Genomic DNA, 15,317 nt, shown 5'->3' with positions numbered 1-15,317 from the left:
CAAGAGAAAGAGTATGCGTCACAATTTTAGTTTTAAAATTTCATTTTAACTTTAAATGAAATTTTTGGGATTTTCGAAGAGTCATGATGACCTGAGAACAACCCGTTTACCTTGCCCCGGCCGCGGGGCAAGGTTACCTGTTAACCGTGGGCGATTTGGGTTTTGCTTTTAAAGCCCACCATGAACAGCATGATAGCCCCGACCATCAGCACCATATCGGCCACATTAAACACGCCAGTATGCACAATGCCTGCACTCACGTTCATGAAATCAACGACATAACCGCCATAGACGATTCGATCGAGCAGGTTACTGATCCCTCCCGAGAAGATCATTGTCAGTGAGATCACGGTGATCGCGTCGGCTCGTTTATTCAATAAGGTATAGACCAACAGCGCCAGCAGGAAAGCCCCTAGGCCAATAATCATCAACGCATAGCGCACATTGGCGGGCAAAGTGCCGCCCAACCCCAAAAAGGTGCCCGTATTGTGGGTCAGCAACAGTCGAATACTGCCCCCTAAATACTCACGGACAGACTCCATAGACAGCGTTGCCTTTGCAATTGCTTTAGTGATTTGATCAATGCCAACACACAGGGCGAATACGACGACTATCAGACCGAGCCGTTTAGTGAATTTCATGAAGTTCTTCCAGAACAAGAAAAGGATAGCCCCAGTATAGCCACCCGACGCATCACCTTCCATACCGCAGCACCGCTGGCAATAGGCCGTAACCTTTTACCGAAAAACAACGACACAGGCTGACAAAAACTGAAAAAGGTCCAGCAAGAGTGTGGGGGAGATCAAGAAATTAAATATTTCGAATAAATAATATTTGAAATTTAAATTTCGAATGGTTAAATTGAAATCAACGGTGAGGCCTGCTTCCCCATGAAGGAAAAGGGCCAAGCCGTTTCACGGAGGGCGTGAAGATAAAACCATTCTGTGCGGTGATACGTTCATCGTCTCGGCAGCGGCGGCGCTCACTGCCGATACCGAGATTACACCGAAGAACGTTAACGGCGCAGGGTATGACCCTTTACAACAAGGATGTTGTAAAGGTCCTCATTTTTTCGTCGCTGAACCGGCAATATTACCTGCACCTTTCAACGCGAGAGACATCATCAGGGTTTGTGCCAGACACATCGAGGCTATTTGCGAGCGGAAGCCGTCAACCTGGGCTTCGCGTACAATAAAGCAGACTTCGCTGAAGGCGGTGAGCGGACTGACCAGACTGTCGGTAATCGCTATCTGTTTTGCTCCTTGAGCGGCCCCCATCGAGACTAAATCAACCACTTCCTGCGCGTAAGGCGAATTGCTGATTGAAATCACCACGTCGGTTGGCCGCACCATGTTGAGTTGCTCGTTAAACATTCCGCCCAGACCGTCAATCAAAAATGTACGACGTTCCAGATGGCGGAAAGCATAGGTCAAATAGGCCGCAATGCTGAAGGAACGACGGAAACCGATGACGTAAATGTTCTCGGCTTCATCCAGCAGTTTAACCGCGCGCTCAAGATCTTCGGCCTTAATCTGGCTGCTCAACTGTTGCAACGCCTGTTCATTCACCATGCTAAAAACTTTCAGGATTTCAGCCGGTGTCTCAGGAGCGCCCACATCTTCACTGGCCGTTTGGCGGGACAGACTCGCACGTTCGGTGTAATTGACCGTGCCTTCCATCAGATGCTGACGGAAAACCTGTTTCATTTCGTTGAAGCCGTCAAAACCGTAGTTATTGGCAAAACGAATCAGCGTGGAAGGCGGAACGTCGGCTTTTTCGGCGATCGATGCGATAGTTTCAAAAGGGATGGTGTTGCCGTTATCCAGAATATAGCGGGCAACCTGTTTCAGCCTTTTGCTCAAAGAGTCGTAGCTTGAGCGAATTTGGTCTTGCAGTTGCGCGAGTTGTGAAGGAGTCGCCATAATTTTTAACTGTACCTTAAGTAAAACTATCGTGGCAGCAAGGGAGTCCCTCTCTGCGCCATACATATAACTTTCATAGGCTTATCTTAGCAAGTCACCCCGCATCAGAGAAATAAGTTTACCCTTTTCATATTGCAACAAATAGGACGTGGATCGGGAAATCGTAAAACAATCCATGTTTTACAATCAGTTGAAATCTTTCCTTTGCCAAATAAAGCCTATTTTAAGGCAGCATGCGCTTCAGCGTATCGTCTTTCATGAAGTAGTGATGGAACAGCGCCGCCAACGCGTGCAGTGCCACCAAATAGTAGCCTATGTTCGCGACCAGCTCGTGGGTGTTTCTTAGCCCTGAGCGCCACTCGGGATGCGCGGGCACCAGCTGCGGAAGCTCCCAACCGAGCAGATAAATACTGCGCCCAGCAAACTGAACGGTGAGAAAACCCAGCGTGGGTAACGCGAGAAACAACAGGTAAAGCAGCCAGTGCGTTAGCGTGGCCACGTGCGCCTGCCAACGTGGCAGCGGCGGCGTGATAGGCGGCGTACGAAAACGATGGCGCAGCAGGATGCGAATAAACACCAGCACCCACACGCTTAGCCCAAAGTTATAGTGCAACTGACGCACCAGCGCGCGATAGTCGTCGGGGAAATAGTCACGGCCCAGCATCGCGCCATAGGCAAGAACGATCATCAGTAACGTCAGCCAGTGCAGGCTGATTTGCAGCAAAGAGTAGCGATTTTTCATCGATTTATTCCCAACGTCCATAGGCATTAAAAAGTACGGCAATATGTTTAAAAATAATAGCGTGAAATTAAGGGGATGCGTGGAAGCGAGGATTAACGCCTTTGTGAAACAAAAAAAACCGGGCACTCAAGGCCCGGTTTCTATCATTCGGTCAAACGTGACGCTATTTCGCGATGGATTATGCTTCGCCGCTTAGTGATTTCTTTTCCAATGCCGCAGCATCGCTGCTGCTTTTCTTCTGCGGGATCAGGCCATCTGCTCGGAACATCGCTTTTATGCCTCGTACCGCCTGACGAATACGGTCTTGATTCTCGATCAACGCAAAGCGGACGTGGGTATCGCCGTAATCGCCGAAACCAATACCTGGCGAAACACAGACTTTAGCGTCGGCCAGCAGCCGTTTCGCAAACTCCAACGAACCAAGATGCGCGTAGGCTGGCGGGATTTTTGCCCAAACATACATCGATGCCTTAGGGTTTTCCACCATCCAGCCCGCCTCGTGCAGGCCACGCACCAGCACATTACGACGTTGACGATACTGTTCGGCGATATCTTTAACGCACTGCTGGTCCCCTTCGAGGGCCGCGATGGCCGCAACCTGCAGCGGGGTAAAGGTGCCGTAGTCGTGATAACTCTTGATGCGCGCCAGTGCATTCACCAGCTCTTCGTTACCGACCATGAAACCAATACGCCAGCCGGCCATGTTGTAGCTTTTTGACAGGGTAAAGAATTCGACCGCGATGTCTTTCGCGCCCGGCACCTGCATAATTGACGGTGCTTTCCAGCCGTCATAGACGATGTCAGCATACGCCAGGTCATGAATAACCATCACGTTGTACTGCTTGGCCAGCGCGACCACCCGTTCGAAGAAGTCCAGCTCCACGCACTGTGCCGTAGGGTTCGAAGGGAAGCCCAAAATCATCATTTTGGGACGGGGAATGCTCTCTTTTATCGCACGTTCAAGCTCGCCGAAGAAGTCAACGCCTTCGACCAGCGGCACGGAACGCACCTGCGCTCCGGCGATCACTGCGCCATAAATATGAATAGGATAACTAGGGTTCGGCACCAGCACCGTGTCGCCGTGGTCAAGAGTCGCCAGCATCAGGTGAGCCAGACCCTCTTTCGACCCAATGGTGACAATAGCTTCGCTTTCAGGGTCAATCTCAACCTGATAACGATCGGCATACCAGCGAGAAATAGCGCGACGAAGACGCGGAATACCGCGAGAGGTCGAATAGCCGTGGGTGTCTTCGCGCTGTGCGACGGTCACCAGTTTCTCGACAATGTGCGGCGGCGTAGGGCCATCAGGATTACCCATACTGAAATCGATAATATCTTCGCCGCGACGTCGCGCAGCCATTTTCAATTCAGCGGTAATGTTGAAAACATAAGGAGGAAGACGATCAATACGTGTGAAACGACGCTTTGGACTGGAGTCAGTCATGATTACCTCGAGTAACGTTAGCGCCCGGACCATCCGAGCGACGCTGTTCTGCTGCCTTGGCCCTAAGGGGGCGGCCGCAGAACGAGGAATCAACATATCGCAGTGTTTTAAAACTGTCGATAGATTAAACAAATATTTTTTCCAGCGCCTTACTGCGGCCTGCGATCGTTTTTGAGCAGCCCCAACAGCCAGTCATTATGCCACTCGCCGTGCAGACGATAACTTTCACGCAAGGTGCCTTCGAGGGCGAATCCGCAGCTTTCCAGCAGGCGTCGCGAAGCGATATTTCCTTCCAGAACGTTGGCCTGCAGCCGGTGAAAACCGCACTCATCGAAGGCGTAGTTCAGCACTTCGCGCAGCGACTCCTTGCCGTAGCCTTTGCCCTGCGCGTCTGGCAACAGCATAAAACCCACCTCCGCCTGCTGATAAGGCCGCCAGTCCGGGAAAAACCCTGTCAGGCCAACCGCCCTGCCGGTTTCACGTTCGCGGATCACCAGACACAGCCAGAAATCGGAATATTTATCCCATTTGCCCACCCGCTGTTCGAAACGGTGGCGGATTTGCGCGGTTGTTTCAATATCGCCGATGTATTTCATCACGCCCGGACTCTGATTGAGTTTCAGAAACAACGACCAGTCTTCAAACGCGATGGGTCTCATGGTCAGCCGCGGTGTAGTCAGCAAAATCATGCCTTTTCTCCCTGTGAATTACCTTGAACGGTTATCCGCAACACTTTCTCAAGTACGCCATAAAATCGCCATTCTAGAAAGAGACTGGCGCTTATTTTTGATAAACGACGCTCCGTATAGCGGGCGGTAGCACATTTCCCTATAATCAGCAGAATCCTACTGAGCGCGATGCCAAGGCATCCCACCGAGAGTCTGCTGTGCATAACGTTTTTGATATGACGCTGGCGGTGTTTGACCGCGCGGCGTTGATGCTGATCTGCCTGTTTTTCTTGACCCGCTCCCGCCAGTTTCGCCGGCTGCTGCAAAAAGACAGCGATGCGCATACCCCCCTCGAACTGGCCGCCGTTACTGCCATTTTTTCGCTGTTCGCCATCTTTGGCACGCTGTCGGGAATTAACGTCGAAGGCTCGCTGATTAACGTTCGCACCATTGCTATCGTCTCAGGCGGGATCCTCTTTGGCCCCTGGGTGGGCATCATTACCGGACTTATCTCGGGCACCCACCGTTTTCTGATAGATATTCATGGCGTTACCTCCATCCCCTGCCTGATAACCAGTATTATCGCCGGATTTCTCTCGGGCTATATCAATCTGCGGGTCAAAAAGCAGCACCACTGGAAAATGGGCATTGCCGCCGGCATGCTGTGTGAATCGTTGACCATGGTATTGATTTTGCTGATGTCACGCCCTTTCTCGCTCGGGCTGGATATCGTGATGATTATTTCTGCGCCGCTGATCCTCGGGGCCATTTCCATCGGCCCCATTGTGCTGCTGGTGCAAAGCGTGGCCGACGAAAAAGAGGCGATTGCCGCCCGACAGGCGAGGCTGGCGCTGGATATCGCCAACAAAACGCTGCCCTATTTCCGCAATATTAACGCCGAATCGATGGCGACTGTCTGCAATATCATTCGTGAAGACATTAATGCCGACGCCGTGGCAATTACCGACACCAAGAACATTCTCGCCTACGTGGGCACCGGTGCAGATCAATACAATATTGGCCATGAGATCATTAGCGAAAATACCAAAGAAGCGATCAGCAGCGGGCGGATCACTATCAAGAATAACGATGAAATGGATAGAACGCCGCAGATCCACTCACAAATGATCATTCCGCTGTGGGAAAAAGGCGTCATAACCGGCTCGCTTAAGATCTACTATTGCCACGCACACCGCATCACCTATTCGTTGAAGGTCATGGCGGTCGGTCTGTCGCAGATTATCTCCACGCAGATGGAAGTATCGCGCGCCGAACAACTGCGTGAAATGGCCAACAAAGCCGAGATGCGCGCCCTGCAAAGCAAGATAAACCCCCATTTCCTGTTTAACGCACTGAACGCGATTTCGTCGTCGATTCGCATCAATCCGGACACCTCGCGACAGCTGATCATTAATCTGTCGCGCTACCTGCGCTACAATCTCGAATTAAACGACGAGCTTATTGATTTGCGAAAAGAGCTGCATCAGGTGCAGGACTATATCGCGATCGAAAAGGCGCGATTTGGCAGCAAACTGACGGTAATTTACGACATTGACGACGATATCTCGGTGTCTATACCTAGCCTGCTTATTCAGCCGCTGGTAGAAAACGCCATCGTCCACGGCATTCAGCCTTGCAGCGGGAAAGGCGTGGTAGTGATTGCCGTTAAGCGCCTCGGTAGCAAAATTAAAGTGTCGGTTAAAGACACCGGGCAAGGCATTTTGCAGTCGGTAATTGACCGAGTGGCGAATAACGAGATGCCGGGGAATAAAATCGGTCTGCTCAACGTTCATCACCGCGTCAGTCTGCTTTACGGGCAAGGCCTGCAGATCCGTCGCCTCGAACCGGGGACGGAAATCTCATTTTTCATACACCAGGATGATAAACGCCCGTGAAAGCTATCATTGTCGAGGATGAATTCCTGGCTCAGGAAGAGCTCAGCTATCTGATAAAGACCCACAGCGGCATTGAGATCGTCGACAAGTTCGACGACGGGTTGGAAGTGCTGAAATATCTTCAGAATCATCAGGTTGATGCCATTTTTCTGGATATCAATATTCCTTCACTCGACGGCGTGCTACTGGCGCAGAACATCAGCAAGTTCGCGCACAAGCCGTACATTATCTTCATCACCGCTTATAAAGAACATGCCGCCGAAGCCTTTGAAATTGAAGCCTTTGACTACATACTCAAGCCCTATCACGAGTCGCGCATCGTCACCATGCTGCAAAAGCTCGAGACCCATTTCAAGCGCGACAGGCAGGCCGATACGCCTGCCGCTACTGGCAGCAACCGCGTCAGCCACAGCATTAATCTTATCAAAGACGAGCGGATTATCGTGACCGATATCAACGATATCTATTACGCGGCCGCGCAGGAAAAAGTGACCCAGGTGTACACCCGGCGAGAAGAATTCACCATGCCGATGAATATTTCGGAGCTGTGCAATCGCCTGCCGGCAGAGCATTTCTTCCGCTGCCATCGCTCTTACTGCGTGAATTTGTCGAAAATCCGCGAAATCGTGCCCTGGTTCAACAACACCTACATTCTGCGCCTGAGCGACCTCGACTTTGAGGTGCCGGTCAGCCGCAGCAGGGTTAAGGCCTTCCGCCAGCTCATGGGCCTATAAACAATTTCGCCTCCGCGGCCAGAGGGCTGAGGAGGCGAAATTGGAATCGGCTGGCGATTGCGGTCTTAGGCGACGAGCGTAATACCCATCGACTGGCGCAGGTAAGCCCCTGAACCCAACAGGCCAGGCTGATCGTGAGTAATCAGATATACTGGAATATCAACCAGATAGTCTTTAAAACGCCCTTTATCTTCGAAGGCGGCGCGGAAGCCGGAAGCCTTGAAGAACTCCAGGAAACGAGGCACGATGCCGCCCGCGATATAAACCCCACCGAAAGTGCCCATGGTCAGCGCCAGATTGCCCCCGAAGCGGCCCATAATGACGCAGAACAGTGACAGTGCGCGACGGCAGTCAAGGTTGTCTTCCAGCGCCAGCTTGGTAACGTCTTTTGGCGCGTAGTCTTCTGGCTCGCGGTTGTCAGACTTGACGATAGCGCGGTACAGATTGACCAGACCTGGACCCGAAAGAATACGCTCGGCAGAAACGTGGCCCATCTCGGTGCGTAGCTGCTCCAGAATGATATCTTCTTCTTCGCTGTTTGGTGCGAAATCGACGTGTCCGCCCTCACCCGGCAGACTTAACCAGCGATTGTCGACGTGAATAATGTGCGCCACGCCCAGACCGGTCCCCGCACCGTAGATAACAGCCGGTTTACCGTCCTGCGGTTTTTTACCGCCAAACTGCAACAGGTCCACTTCTTTCAGCATTGGGATAGCCATGGAAACAGCGGTGAAATCATTAATGACTTCAAGATGGTCCAGCCCCAGGTTTGCCTTCATCTCGGCAATCGAGAATTTCCAGGTGTGGTTGGTCATCGCAACCCAATCACCCACGATAGGACAGGCGATGGCAATACACGCATCTTTCACTTCCTGATGCTGCTGCAGCTCCAGATAATGACGAACTGCCGCTTCGAGACTGTCGTAATCCAGGCCGGAAAAAGTCTGGGCCTGAGAGATCTCACCGCTGTCCAGAGCGCAAAGCGCCAGACGGCAGTTAGTGCCTCCAACATCGCCCACCAGGGAGTACTTGGTCATTTTTATCTCCGCAAAAATTAAATTGCTTGCCCTGCTTCAGCTCGCATTCAGTGATGATACTCGGCCTTTTCAGACATGCCCGATTGTGGGCTGGAAAATCTAGGCCAGCAGGACTATAAGTGCTAAGTGCTTACATATTCGTGAGGGCAAAATAGCGGTAATTGCCCTATGCTGCAACGCCGATTTAACCTATTGATGATATAAGCAGCGGCATACCGCAAAATAAAGCGGTAAAAAACAAAAATTCGACGATCCTCTATACATTGGACAGAGCAGAATAATAAGGGAATTCTTGCATGTTGCATCCTCGTGCCAAGACCATGTTGACCTTCGGCGTTCCGGCCCTGCTGATTGGCGCTGCTTCCGGTATTATTCTGGTCGCCGTCATGCGTTTTGCCAATGCGCTGCAAAGCCTGTTTTGGCTGCATATTCCCGACGCGCTAAAGATTAACACGCTATCCGCAGGATGGGTGTTGTTTATACTCACATTAACCGGTATAGCCGTCGGCGCGCTGATTCGTTCGATGCCGGGCCATGCCGGGCCTGACCCCGCCACCGAGTCGCTGATTGGCATGCCGGTGCCGCTGGTCGCCATACCGGGCCTGCTGCTGGCATTGGTCATCGGCCTTGCGGGCGGCGTCAGCCTTGGGCCAGAAAACCCTATCATCGCAATAAACATAGCCGTCGCCGTGACAGTGGGCACGCACCTTTTCCCTCGCGTGCCGACTACAGACTGGATAATTCTCGCCGCCGCAGGCACGCTCGGTGCTTTGTTTGGTACCCCGATTGCCGCCGCGCTAATCTTCTCTCAGACCCTCAACGGCGGAAAAGACGTCTCGCTGTGGGACAGACTGTTCGCCCCCTTGCTCGCCGCCGGTGCCGGTGCGCTAACCAGCAATCTGTTTTATGAACCCGACTTTGCACTCAACCTGGCACCCTATGCCGAGACGCATTTCATCGACATTATCAGCGGTTCGGTAGTGGTGATGATAGCCATCGCACTGGGCATGTTGGCGGTATGGTGTTTCCCACACGTGCACCGCGCGTTCCATGCAATCCCTAATCCTGTTGTTATGCTCGGTATTGGCGGATTCGCGCTCGGCCTGCTGGCGCTGATTGGCGGGCAGATTACGCTGTTTCGCGGTTACGATGAGATGAAACTGCTGGCGATAAGCAGTGCCAGCCTGTCGCTGGGCCAACTGCTTGCTATCACGCTGAGCAAGCTGGCGGCGCTGGTCGTGGCGGCGGCCTGTGGATTCAGAGGAGGGAGGATTTTCCCGGCGGTGTTTATCGGCGTTTCATTGGGTGTTTTGCTGCATAATCACGTGGATTCGGTGCCGGCGGCGGTGACCGTGTCCTGTGCGGTAATGGGAATGGTGCTGGTGGTCACGCGCGACGGTTGGCTGAGCCTGTTTCTGGCGATTGCCGTGGTGCCGGACCTCAAGCTGCTGCCGGTGCTGTGCATCGTCATGCTGCCCGCGTGGCTAGTGCTGGCCGGAAAACCTTTGATGCTGGTTATCCGGCACGACAGAAGCTCAGAAACCGACCGCGAATAAGCTCGGGCGCTAGCTCAATGAGAACGCGACGGCGGCCTGCGCATGAATCGCGGTTGTATCAAAGACCGGCACGCGGGCGTCGTCGGCACCGACCAGAAGCGTAATCTCGGTACAACCGAGAATAATGCCCTCTGCGCCCCGCAGCTCCAGCGAACGAATAATGCGCCGGTATTCCTCACGCGAGGCCTCAAGAACCTTACCGAGGCACAGTTCTTCATAAATAATACGATGCACGACGGCGCGGTCGGCCTCATCAGGCGTGATAACCTCGATGCCCAGCGCCTCAAGCCGCCCGCGATAAAACGCCTGCTCCATAGTGAAACGGGTACCCAGCAGGCCAATGCGGCGCAGCTTTTGCGCCAGAATCGGCCGCGCGGTGGCATCGGCGATGTGCAGCAGCGGCAGTCCGCCGATATTCTCTATCGCCTCGGCAACCTTGTGCATGGTGTTGGTACAGAGCACAATCACCTCGGCACCGGCATTATTGAGCGCCAGCGCCGCTGCACCGAGCACTTCCCCGGCTTTCTCCCAGTTGCCCTGCGCCTGCAGTTGTTCAATTTCATAGAAATCAACGCTATATAGCACCAGCCTGGCGGAATGAAGGCCGCCCAACTGCTGCTTGATTTGCTCATTGATTGCTTTGTAATAAGGAACCGTCGATTCCCAACTCATGCCGCCAATCAGGCCCAGAGTTTTCATTTGGATCTCCTCGCATCCTTGTTGTTCATCGAAAATAGAGGAACATCAGGGCGATAACAAGACTCGGGCGTGCTGAAATTAACGTCTTAGCGGCTCTCTCGCCTGATTTCTCTTACGCGACATCACGCGCTGACGCAGCGTATCGTACAGCCAGTTATAGCCGATGGTATAAGGCAAGAAAAACAGGAAGAAACCCAGTTCCAGAACGAAGGCGTCTATCAGGCTGATTTGCAGCCACCAGGCCGCGATCGGCAGGCCTATAAGAATAAAGCCCCCCTCAAAACCCAGCGCGTGCCCTACGCGGAGCGGAAAAGTACGCTTCACGCTGCCCATAGGCCAGAAATAGTCGAAAACGCTGTTATACACCACGTTCCAGACCATCGCGGTGGTAGAGAGTAAAATCGACAATACGCCCATCTCGAGGACAGGTTTATTCATTATCCATGCCGCGACAGGGGCACAGATAAGCAGCGCCATCACCTCGAAGCCGACGGCGTGAATGAGCCGCTCAGTGAGACTTTTTTGCGCCTTCATTGATGCGTTTAACGATGACATAGTGTTTACCTTTAATAATCCTGATGGTGTCCGTGACCCTTCCTTGTCCTAAGGAGTAGGATTATCATCGCTAATAAAGATAGAATAAAGTTAGCTAGTATCGATAAAACCGATACATCACCGTTACCTCAGATTGGGAATGCATCAATGCGCTATTCACCCGAAGCGTTACTGGCTTTTGTCGAGACCGCCGCCAGCGGATCCTTTTCTGCCGCCGCGCGTAAACTGCATAAAAGTCAGTCAACGGTCAGCACCGCCGTGGCAAATCTTGAGGTTGATTTGGGCATTACGCTATTCAACCGCGAGGGCCGTCAACCGCAGCTGACGCCACAGGGTCAGAAGGTGCTGGCCCACGTACATGCCATTTTGTCGGCCAGCGAAAAACTCGATGAACTGGCGGTGCGGTTGTCGGCGCAAATCGAGCCGCGCCTGACCTTTGTGCTTTCGGATACCTATCAACCGACCCATTACGAGACGCTGCTGAGCCACTTCGAACAGCGCTATCCCGACATCGAGTTTGAATGCCTGATTGCCGAAGACCGCGACGTGATTGACCTGTTGCAGCTCGGGCGCGCGCATATCGGCATGCTTGAAGTACAGGAGAGTTATCCGCCGGATATTGGCTATGCGCGTCTGCCCGACCAGACCGAGATGGCGCTGTTTGTCGCCAAAAAACACCCGCTGGCCTCAATTGATGCGCTGCGCCATGAAGATTTGCCCGCCTATCGGCAGCTTTGCCTGCAAACCTACGGCAGGCAGACGCAGCAGAAAGCCCTTGGACAGACCTGGTCTGCGCCGAGCTATCTGATGCTGCTGGAGATGGCGGAACAGGGATTTGGCTGGTCGATACTGCCACGCTGGCTGGTGGCGCAGTTCGGCCACAACAAACTGGTAGAGCTCAGTCTCTCGGGATGGCCAAAGATGATTTCTATCGATGCGGTCTGGTCGCGCAACAATCAGCCGGGACCGGCAGGCCGCTGGTTTATCGACAGCCTGCTCGACCCGTTGCGTATCGAGGGGCAGTAACCGCCCCTCATGAGCGATGGGCGACGGCTATTCGCGTGAAGAATTATGCGCTTCGAGCGCACGGGTAACGGCGCTCAGTAGCGGCGGAACGTCCATTTTCGGCAGCACTACCTCAACCCAACACAGCTGAGGGCGGGCGTCTATCTTCGCCATCACCTGTCGCAGTTCACTCACGTCGGTTACACGTTCCACCAGCGTCGGTTCTGTCGCGCCAAACGCCTGCGGCAGTAGAGTCCACTGCCATTGGGCAATATCGTTGTAGCGTTGTTCAGCGCCATGAATTGCCCGCTCAACCGTGTAGCCATCGTTGTTAATAATGAAGATGACGGAATTGAGCCGATAACGGATAGCCGCACCTAGCGCCTGCACGGTAAGTTGCGCTGAGCCATCACCGATTATCAATACGACGCGCCTGTCGGGATTGGCTATCTGCGCGCCCAACGCCGCAGGCAGCGTAAAGCCTATCGAGCCCCACAGCGGCTGGGCAATAAAGTCACAGCCTTCAGGCAAGTTCAGCTGCGCCGCACCGAAACAGGCGGTTCCCTGCTCGACCACCAGAATATCACCGGGTTGCAGGAAGGTCTGAATCTCTTGCCAGAAGGCCTGCTGACACAAGCCCGTTTCGGTTGGCGCAGGCAGGGTTTTGTCAGGAATAGCCGCGGGCTTCCAGAATCCGGCCAGTTCGGCGGTCAGGCGATGCAGAATATCGACGCTTACCGACAGCGGGACGTGGCTAAATACCTGCTCCCCTACCTGGGCGCTGAACGGCTGGAGATCGATACGTTTATGCTGCGCAATATTTTGCGTAAAGCCGCTGGTCACCGTGTCAGAGAAGCACACGCCGAGAGTAATGACGGCATCGGCATCCTCAATGACGCTGCGCAGCGGCTCGCCGCTGGCCTTCCCTGCGTAGGTGCCACAAAAGGTCGCACGGCGCTCGTTCAATAATCCTTTCCCGAGCAGCAGCGTGGCGTGCGGCAGCGGAACGTCGTCCACCCATTGCTGTACCGCGTCACGCACCTCAAAACGATCGGCCAGAAAGTCGGCTAACAGACTCACGCTGTCGGCCGAGCGCAACAACGCAGTCGCCGCGCGGGTGAAAGCCTCGACAGAATTTTTGTCCACGGCAGGCAGGCGAGATTCAAGAGGCCGAGTGGGGGCGGAAACCTGATGAGAAGCTACGTCGGTTGGCAGTTGAATGTACACCGGACGCCGCGCATACAGCGCCTCGCCTAACACTCTGTCTATCTCCCGCGTGGCATTTTCGGGGGTAAGCAGTGCCTGCGCCACGGTTATCTGGGCGGACATACGGGGAAAATGGCTGAAATCGCCGTCGCCGAGCGAGTGGTGCAGCAGTTCATGGCGCTTCTGCGCGTTGAGGGCGGGTGCACCCACAATATGAATAACGGGAACATATTCCGCATAGCTGCCGGCAATACCATTCAACGCGCTGAGTTCGCCGACGCCAAAGGTGGTGAGCAGTGCGGCGGCAGGTTTGCTGCGCCCGTAACCGTCGGCCCCGTAGGCGGCATTAAGCTCGTTGGAGCAGCCGACCCATTTCAGCCTGGGATGAGCGATAACGCTGTCAAGGAACTGCAAATTATAGTCACCCGGCACACCAAATAATTCATCAATGCCCAACTCAGAAAGTCGCTCAACGAGATAGTCACCTACGCTGAAAATATGACTCATGATGATCTCCTATTAAATATTGAACTGCTAGTTAATAGTTCTAGCACAGTGTCCCCGAGTACAAATGAGTCAAAGAATTATTATTCAAATGGTGAATGGAAAGCGGCAAAGACAGTCGGCGTAAAAATGCCGTTTTTTAGTGCAATGCCTTCAATCTCCTAAGAGTTTTCCTTTGTTCTAAAAAAAGAGTAGCCGATGTGATCGCGACATCTGAATATAGAAGTGAAAACGCATACACTAAAACGCTATTTTACTAACGGTAACTTTTAAACAAGGATCCCTATGCCTTATCAAGCCAACCCCGCCCGATATGAAACGATGCTTTATCGTCGCTGTGGTCACAGCGGCCTAAAACTTCCCGCTGTCTCGCTAGGCCTGTGGCACAACTTTGGTGATACATCGCGCTTCGAAACTGGCCGCGAACTGGTTCGTCACGCCTTTGACCAAGGGATAACGCATTTCGATTTAGCAAATAACTATGGGCCTCCGCCGGGATCGGCCGAAGAGAATTTCGGGCGTATTCTGCGTGAAGATTTATTGCCATGGCGCGATGAGCTGATCATATCCTCCAAGGCAGGCTACACCATGTGGGACGGCCCTTACGGCGACTGGGGGTCGAAAAAATATCTGGTTGCCAGCCTCAATCAGAGCCTTAAACGCCTGGGCGTCGAGTACGTTGACATTTTTTATCATCACCGTCCCGATCCGCATACGCCGCTGGAAGAGACGATGTCCGCGCTGGATTTGATCGTGCGTCAGGGCAAGGCGTTGTACGTTGGGCTGTCGAACTACCCGGCGGATCTGGCGCAAAAGGCTTTTGATATTCTTAATAAACTGGGCACCCCCTGCCTCATTCATCAGCCAAAATATTCCATGTTTGAGCGCTGGGTAGAAGGCGGACTGCTGGATACCCTGCAACAAAACGGCGTAGGCTCGATTGCCTTCTCACCGCTGGCAGGCGGCGTGCTGACTGACCGTTATCTGGCGGGAATTCCCGAAGATTCGCGCGCCGCCAGCGGCAGCAAATTCTTGAATCCGGAGCAGATAACGCCTGAAAAACTGGAGAAGGTGCGCAAGCTGAATGAGATAGCTCAGGCTCGCGGACAGAAGCTTTCGCAGATGGCGCTCGCCTGGGTGCTGCGCGGCGACAGGGTGACCTCAGTGTTGATCGGGGCCAGTAAAACCAGCCAGATTGATGACGCAGTGAACAGTTTGAGCAATCTTGAATTGAGCGTACAGGAAATAGCGGCGATTGAAGACGTTCTAGTGTAACCGCTTACCTCAAACGGGAAAACTTTGTTAACAATGCTCTCAGGGACTTACTGTAAGTATATCGTTAAACTGGGT

14 protein-coding genes are annotated in these 15,317 nt (G+C 53.3%); 5 read left to right on the top strand and 9 right to left on the bottom strand.

Annotation, left to right across the window (positions count from 1 at the left end; genetic code table 11):
* Positions 1-140 precede the first annotated feature (140 nt).
* The 5 genes from lspA to BS640_RS16385 form a co-directional block, all read right to left on the bottom strand.
* Positions 141-641, bottom strand: a complete 501-nt coding sequence (lspA, locus tag BS640_RS16405) for a signal peptidase II (RefSeq protein WP_017490721.1) — start codon at positions 639-641, stop codon at positions 141-143.
* Positions 642-1,064: 423 nt separating this feature from the next.
* On the bottom strand, positions 1,065-1,922 hold the full coding sequence (locus BS640_RS16400) for a MurR/RpiR family transcriptional regulator (RefSeq protein ID WP_017490720.1): 858 nt from the start codon (positions 1,920-1,922) through the stop codon (positions 1,065-1,067).
* Positions 1,923-2,145: 223 nt separating this feature from the next.
* Positions 2,146-2,664 (bottom strand): cytochrome b, encoded by a 519-nt coding sequence (locus BS640_RS16395; protein WP_084912936.1) that lies wholly within the window; start codon positions 2,662-2,664, stop codon positions 2,146-2,148.
* A 178-nt stretch (positions 2,665-2,842) separates the two neighbouring features.
* Positions 2,843-4,108: an alanine transaminase gene (gene alaC, locus BS640_RS16390; protein ID WP_017490718.1), complete on the bottom strand. Its 1,266-nt coding sequence runs from the start codon at positions 4,106-4,108 to the stop codon at positions 2,843-2,845.
* A 149-nt stretch (positions 4,109-4,257) separates the two neighbouring features.
* Positions 4,258-4,797 carry a GNAT family N-acetyltransferase gene (locus BS640_RS16385; RefSeq protein ID WP_017490717.1) on the bottom strand — a complete coding sequence of 180 codons (540 nt, stop codon included), beginning with the start codon at positions 4,795-4,797 and terminating at the stop codon, positions 4,258-4,260.
* Between the two features lie 197 nt (positions 4,798-4,994).
* On the opposite strand from BS640_RS16385, the gene BS640_RS16380 reads away from it, so the two are divergent.
* Positions 4,995-6,671: a sensor histidine kinase gene (locus BS640_RS16380; protein ID WP_017490716.1), complete on the top strand. Its 1,677-nt coding sequence runs from the start codon at positions 4,995-4,997 to the stop codon at positions 6,669-6,671.
* The gene (locus BS640_RS16375; protein WP_017490715.1) at positions 6,668-7,405 is read left to right on the top strand and encodes a LytR/AlgR family response regulator transcription factor; all 738 of its coding nucleotides are present in this window, start codon (positions 6,668-6,670) and stop codon (positions 7,403-7,405) included. The genes BS640_RS16380 and BS640_RS16375 overlap by 4 nt, the downstream gene beginning before the upstream one ends.
* 65 nt (positions 7,406-7,470) lie before the next feature.
* On the opposite strand, the gene glk is transcribed toward BS640_RS16375, so the two are convergent.
* Entirely contained in the window at positions 7,471-8,442 is a 972-nt protein-coding gene (glk, locus tag BS640_RS16370) for a glucokinase (protein ID WP_017490714.1), read from the bottom strand.
* Between the two features lie 296 nt (positions 8,443-8,738).
* Between glk and BS640_RS16365 the strand changes: the two genes are divergently transcribed.
* Positions 8,739-9,998: an ion channel protein gene (locus BS640_RS16365; protein WP_017490713.1), complete on the top strand. Its 1,260-nt coding sequence runs from the start codon at positions 8,739-8,741 to the stop codon at positions 9,996-9,998.
* Positions 9,999-10,007: 9 nt separating this feature from the next.
* Here BS640_RS16365 and BS640_RS16360 read toward each other — a convergent pair whose 3' ends face one another.
* Both BS640_RS16360 and BS640_RS16355 read right to left on the bottom strand, forming a co-directional pair.
* The gene (locus BS640_RS16360) at positions 10,008-10,697 is read right to left on the bottom strand and encodes an aspartate/glutamate racemase family protein (protein WP_017490712.1); all 690 of its coding nucleotides are present in this window, start codon (positions 10,695-10,697) and stop codon (positions 10,008-10,010) included.
* Between the two features lie 78 nt (positions 10,698-10,775).
* The gene (locus tag BS640_RS16355; protein WP_017490711.1) at positions 10,776-11,252 is read right to left on the bottom strand and encodes a multidrug/biocide efflux PACE transporter; all 477 of its coding nucleotides are present in this window, start codon (positions 11,250-11,252) and stop codon (positions 10,776-10,778) included.
* Positions 11,253-11,399: 147 nt separating this feature from the next.
* Between BS640_RS16355 and BS640_RS16350 the strand changes: the two genes are divergently transcribed.
* Positions 11,400-12,278: a LysR family transcriptional regulator gene (locus BS640_RS16350; RefSeq protein WP_017490710.1), complete on the top strand. Its 879-nt coding sequence runs from the start codon at positions 11,400-11,402 to the stop codon at positions 12,276-12,278.
* A 27-nt stretch (positions 12,279-12,305) separates the two neighbouring features.
* Here the strand turns inward: BS640_RS16350 and BS640_RS16345 are convergent, their stop codons facing one another.
* Positions 12,306-13,970 carry an alpha-keto acid decarboxylase family protein gene (locus BS640_RS16345; RefSeq protein WP_084912935.1) on the bottom strand — a complete coding sequence of 555 codons (1,665 nt, stop codon included), beginning with the start codon at positions 13,968-13,970 and terminating at the stop codon, positions 12,306-12,308.
* 282 nt (positions 13,971-14,252) lie between these two features.
* Here BS640_RS16345 and mgrA point away from each other — a divergent pair, with 282 nt between their 5' ends.
* Positions 14,253-15,242 (top strand): L-glyceraldehyde 3-phosphate reductase, encoded by a 990-nt coding sequence (gene mgrA, locus BS640_RS16340; protein ID WP_084912934.1) that lies wholly within the window; start codon positions 14,253-14,255, stop codon positions 15,240-15,242.
* Positions 15,243-15,317 lie beyond the last annotated feature (75 nt).

This window comes from Rouxiella badensis, assembly GCF_002093665.1.
GTDB classification, from domain to species: domain Bacteria; phylum Pseudomonadota; class Gammaproteobacteria; order Enterobacterales; family Enterobacteriaceae; genus Rouxiella; species Rouxiella badensis.
This window is presented reverse-complemented; position numbering and strand designations above follow the sequence as displayed.

Coding starts and splice junctions, on each gene's coding strand:
- BS640_RS16395 (WP_084912936.1), bottom strand. CDS start 2,664: ATGAAAAATCGCTACTCTTTGCTGCAAATCAGCCTGCACTGGCTGACG.
- BS640_RS16360 (WP_017490712.1), bottom strand. CDS start 10,697: ATGAAAACTCTGGGCCTGATTGGCGGCATGAGTTGGGAATCGACGGTT.
- BS640_RS16400 (WP_017490720.1), bottom strand. CDS start 1,922: ATGGCGACTCCTTCACAACTCGCGCAACTGCAAGACCAAATTCGCTCA.
- mgrA (WP_084912934.1), top strand. CDS start 14,253: ATGCCTTATCAAGCCAACCCCGCCCGATATGAAACGATGCTTTATCGT.
- BS640_RS16355 (WP_017490711.1), bottom strand. CDS start 11,252: ATGTCATCGTTAAACGCATCAATGAAGGCGCAAAAAAGTCTCACTGAG.
- BS640_RS16385 (WP_017490717.1), bottom strand. CDS start 4,797: ATGATTTTGCTGACTACACCGCGGCTGACCATGAGACCCATCGCGTTT.
- BS640_RS16365 (WP_017490713.1), top strand. CDS start 8,739: ATGTTGCATCCTCGTGCCAAGACCATGTTGACCTTCGGCGTTCCGGCC.
- glk (WP_017490714.1), bottom strand. CDS start 8,442: ATGACCAAGTACTCCCTGGTGGGCGATGTTGGAGGCACTAACTGCCGT.
- alaC (WP_017490718.1), bottom strand. CDS start 4,108: ATGACTGACTCCAGTCCAAAGCGTCGTTTCACACGTATTGATCGTCTT.
- BS640_RS16350 (WP_017490710.1), top strand. CDS start 11,400: ATGCGCTATTCACCCGAAGCGTTACTGGCTTTTGTCGAGACCGCCGCC.
- BS640_RS16345 (WP_084912935.1), bottom strand. CDS start 13,970: ATGAGTCATATTTTCAGCGTAGGTGACTATCTCGTTGAGCGACTTTCT.
- lspA (WP_017490721.1), bottom strand. CDS start 641: ATGAAATTCACTAAACGGCTCGGTCTGATAGTCGTCGTATTCGCCCTG.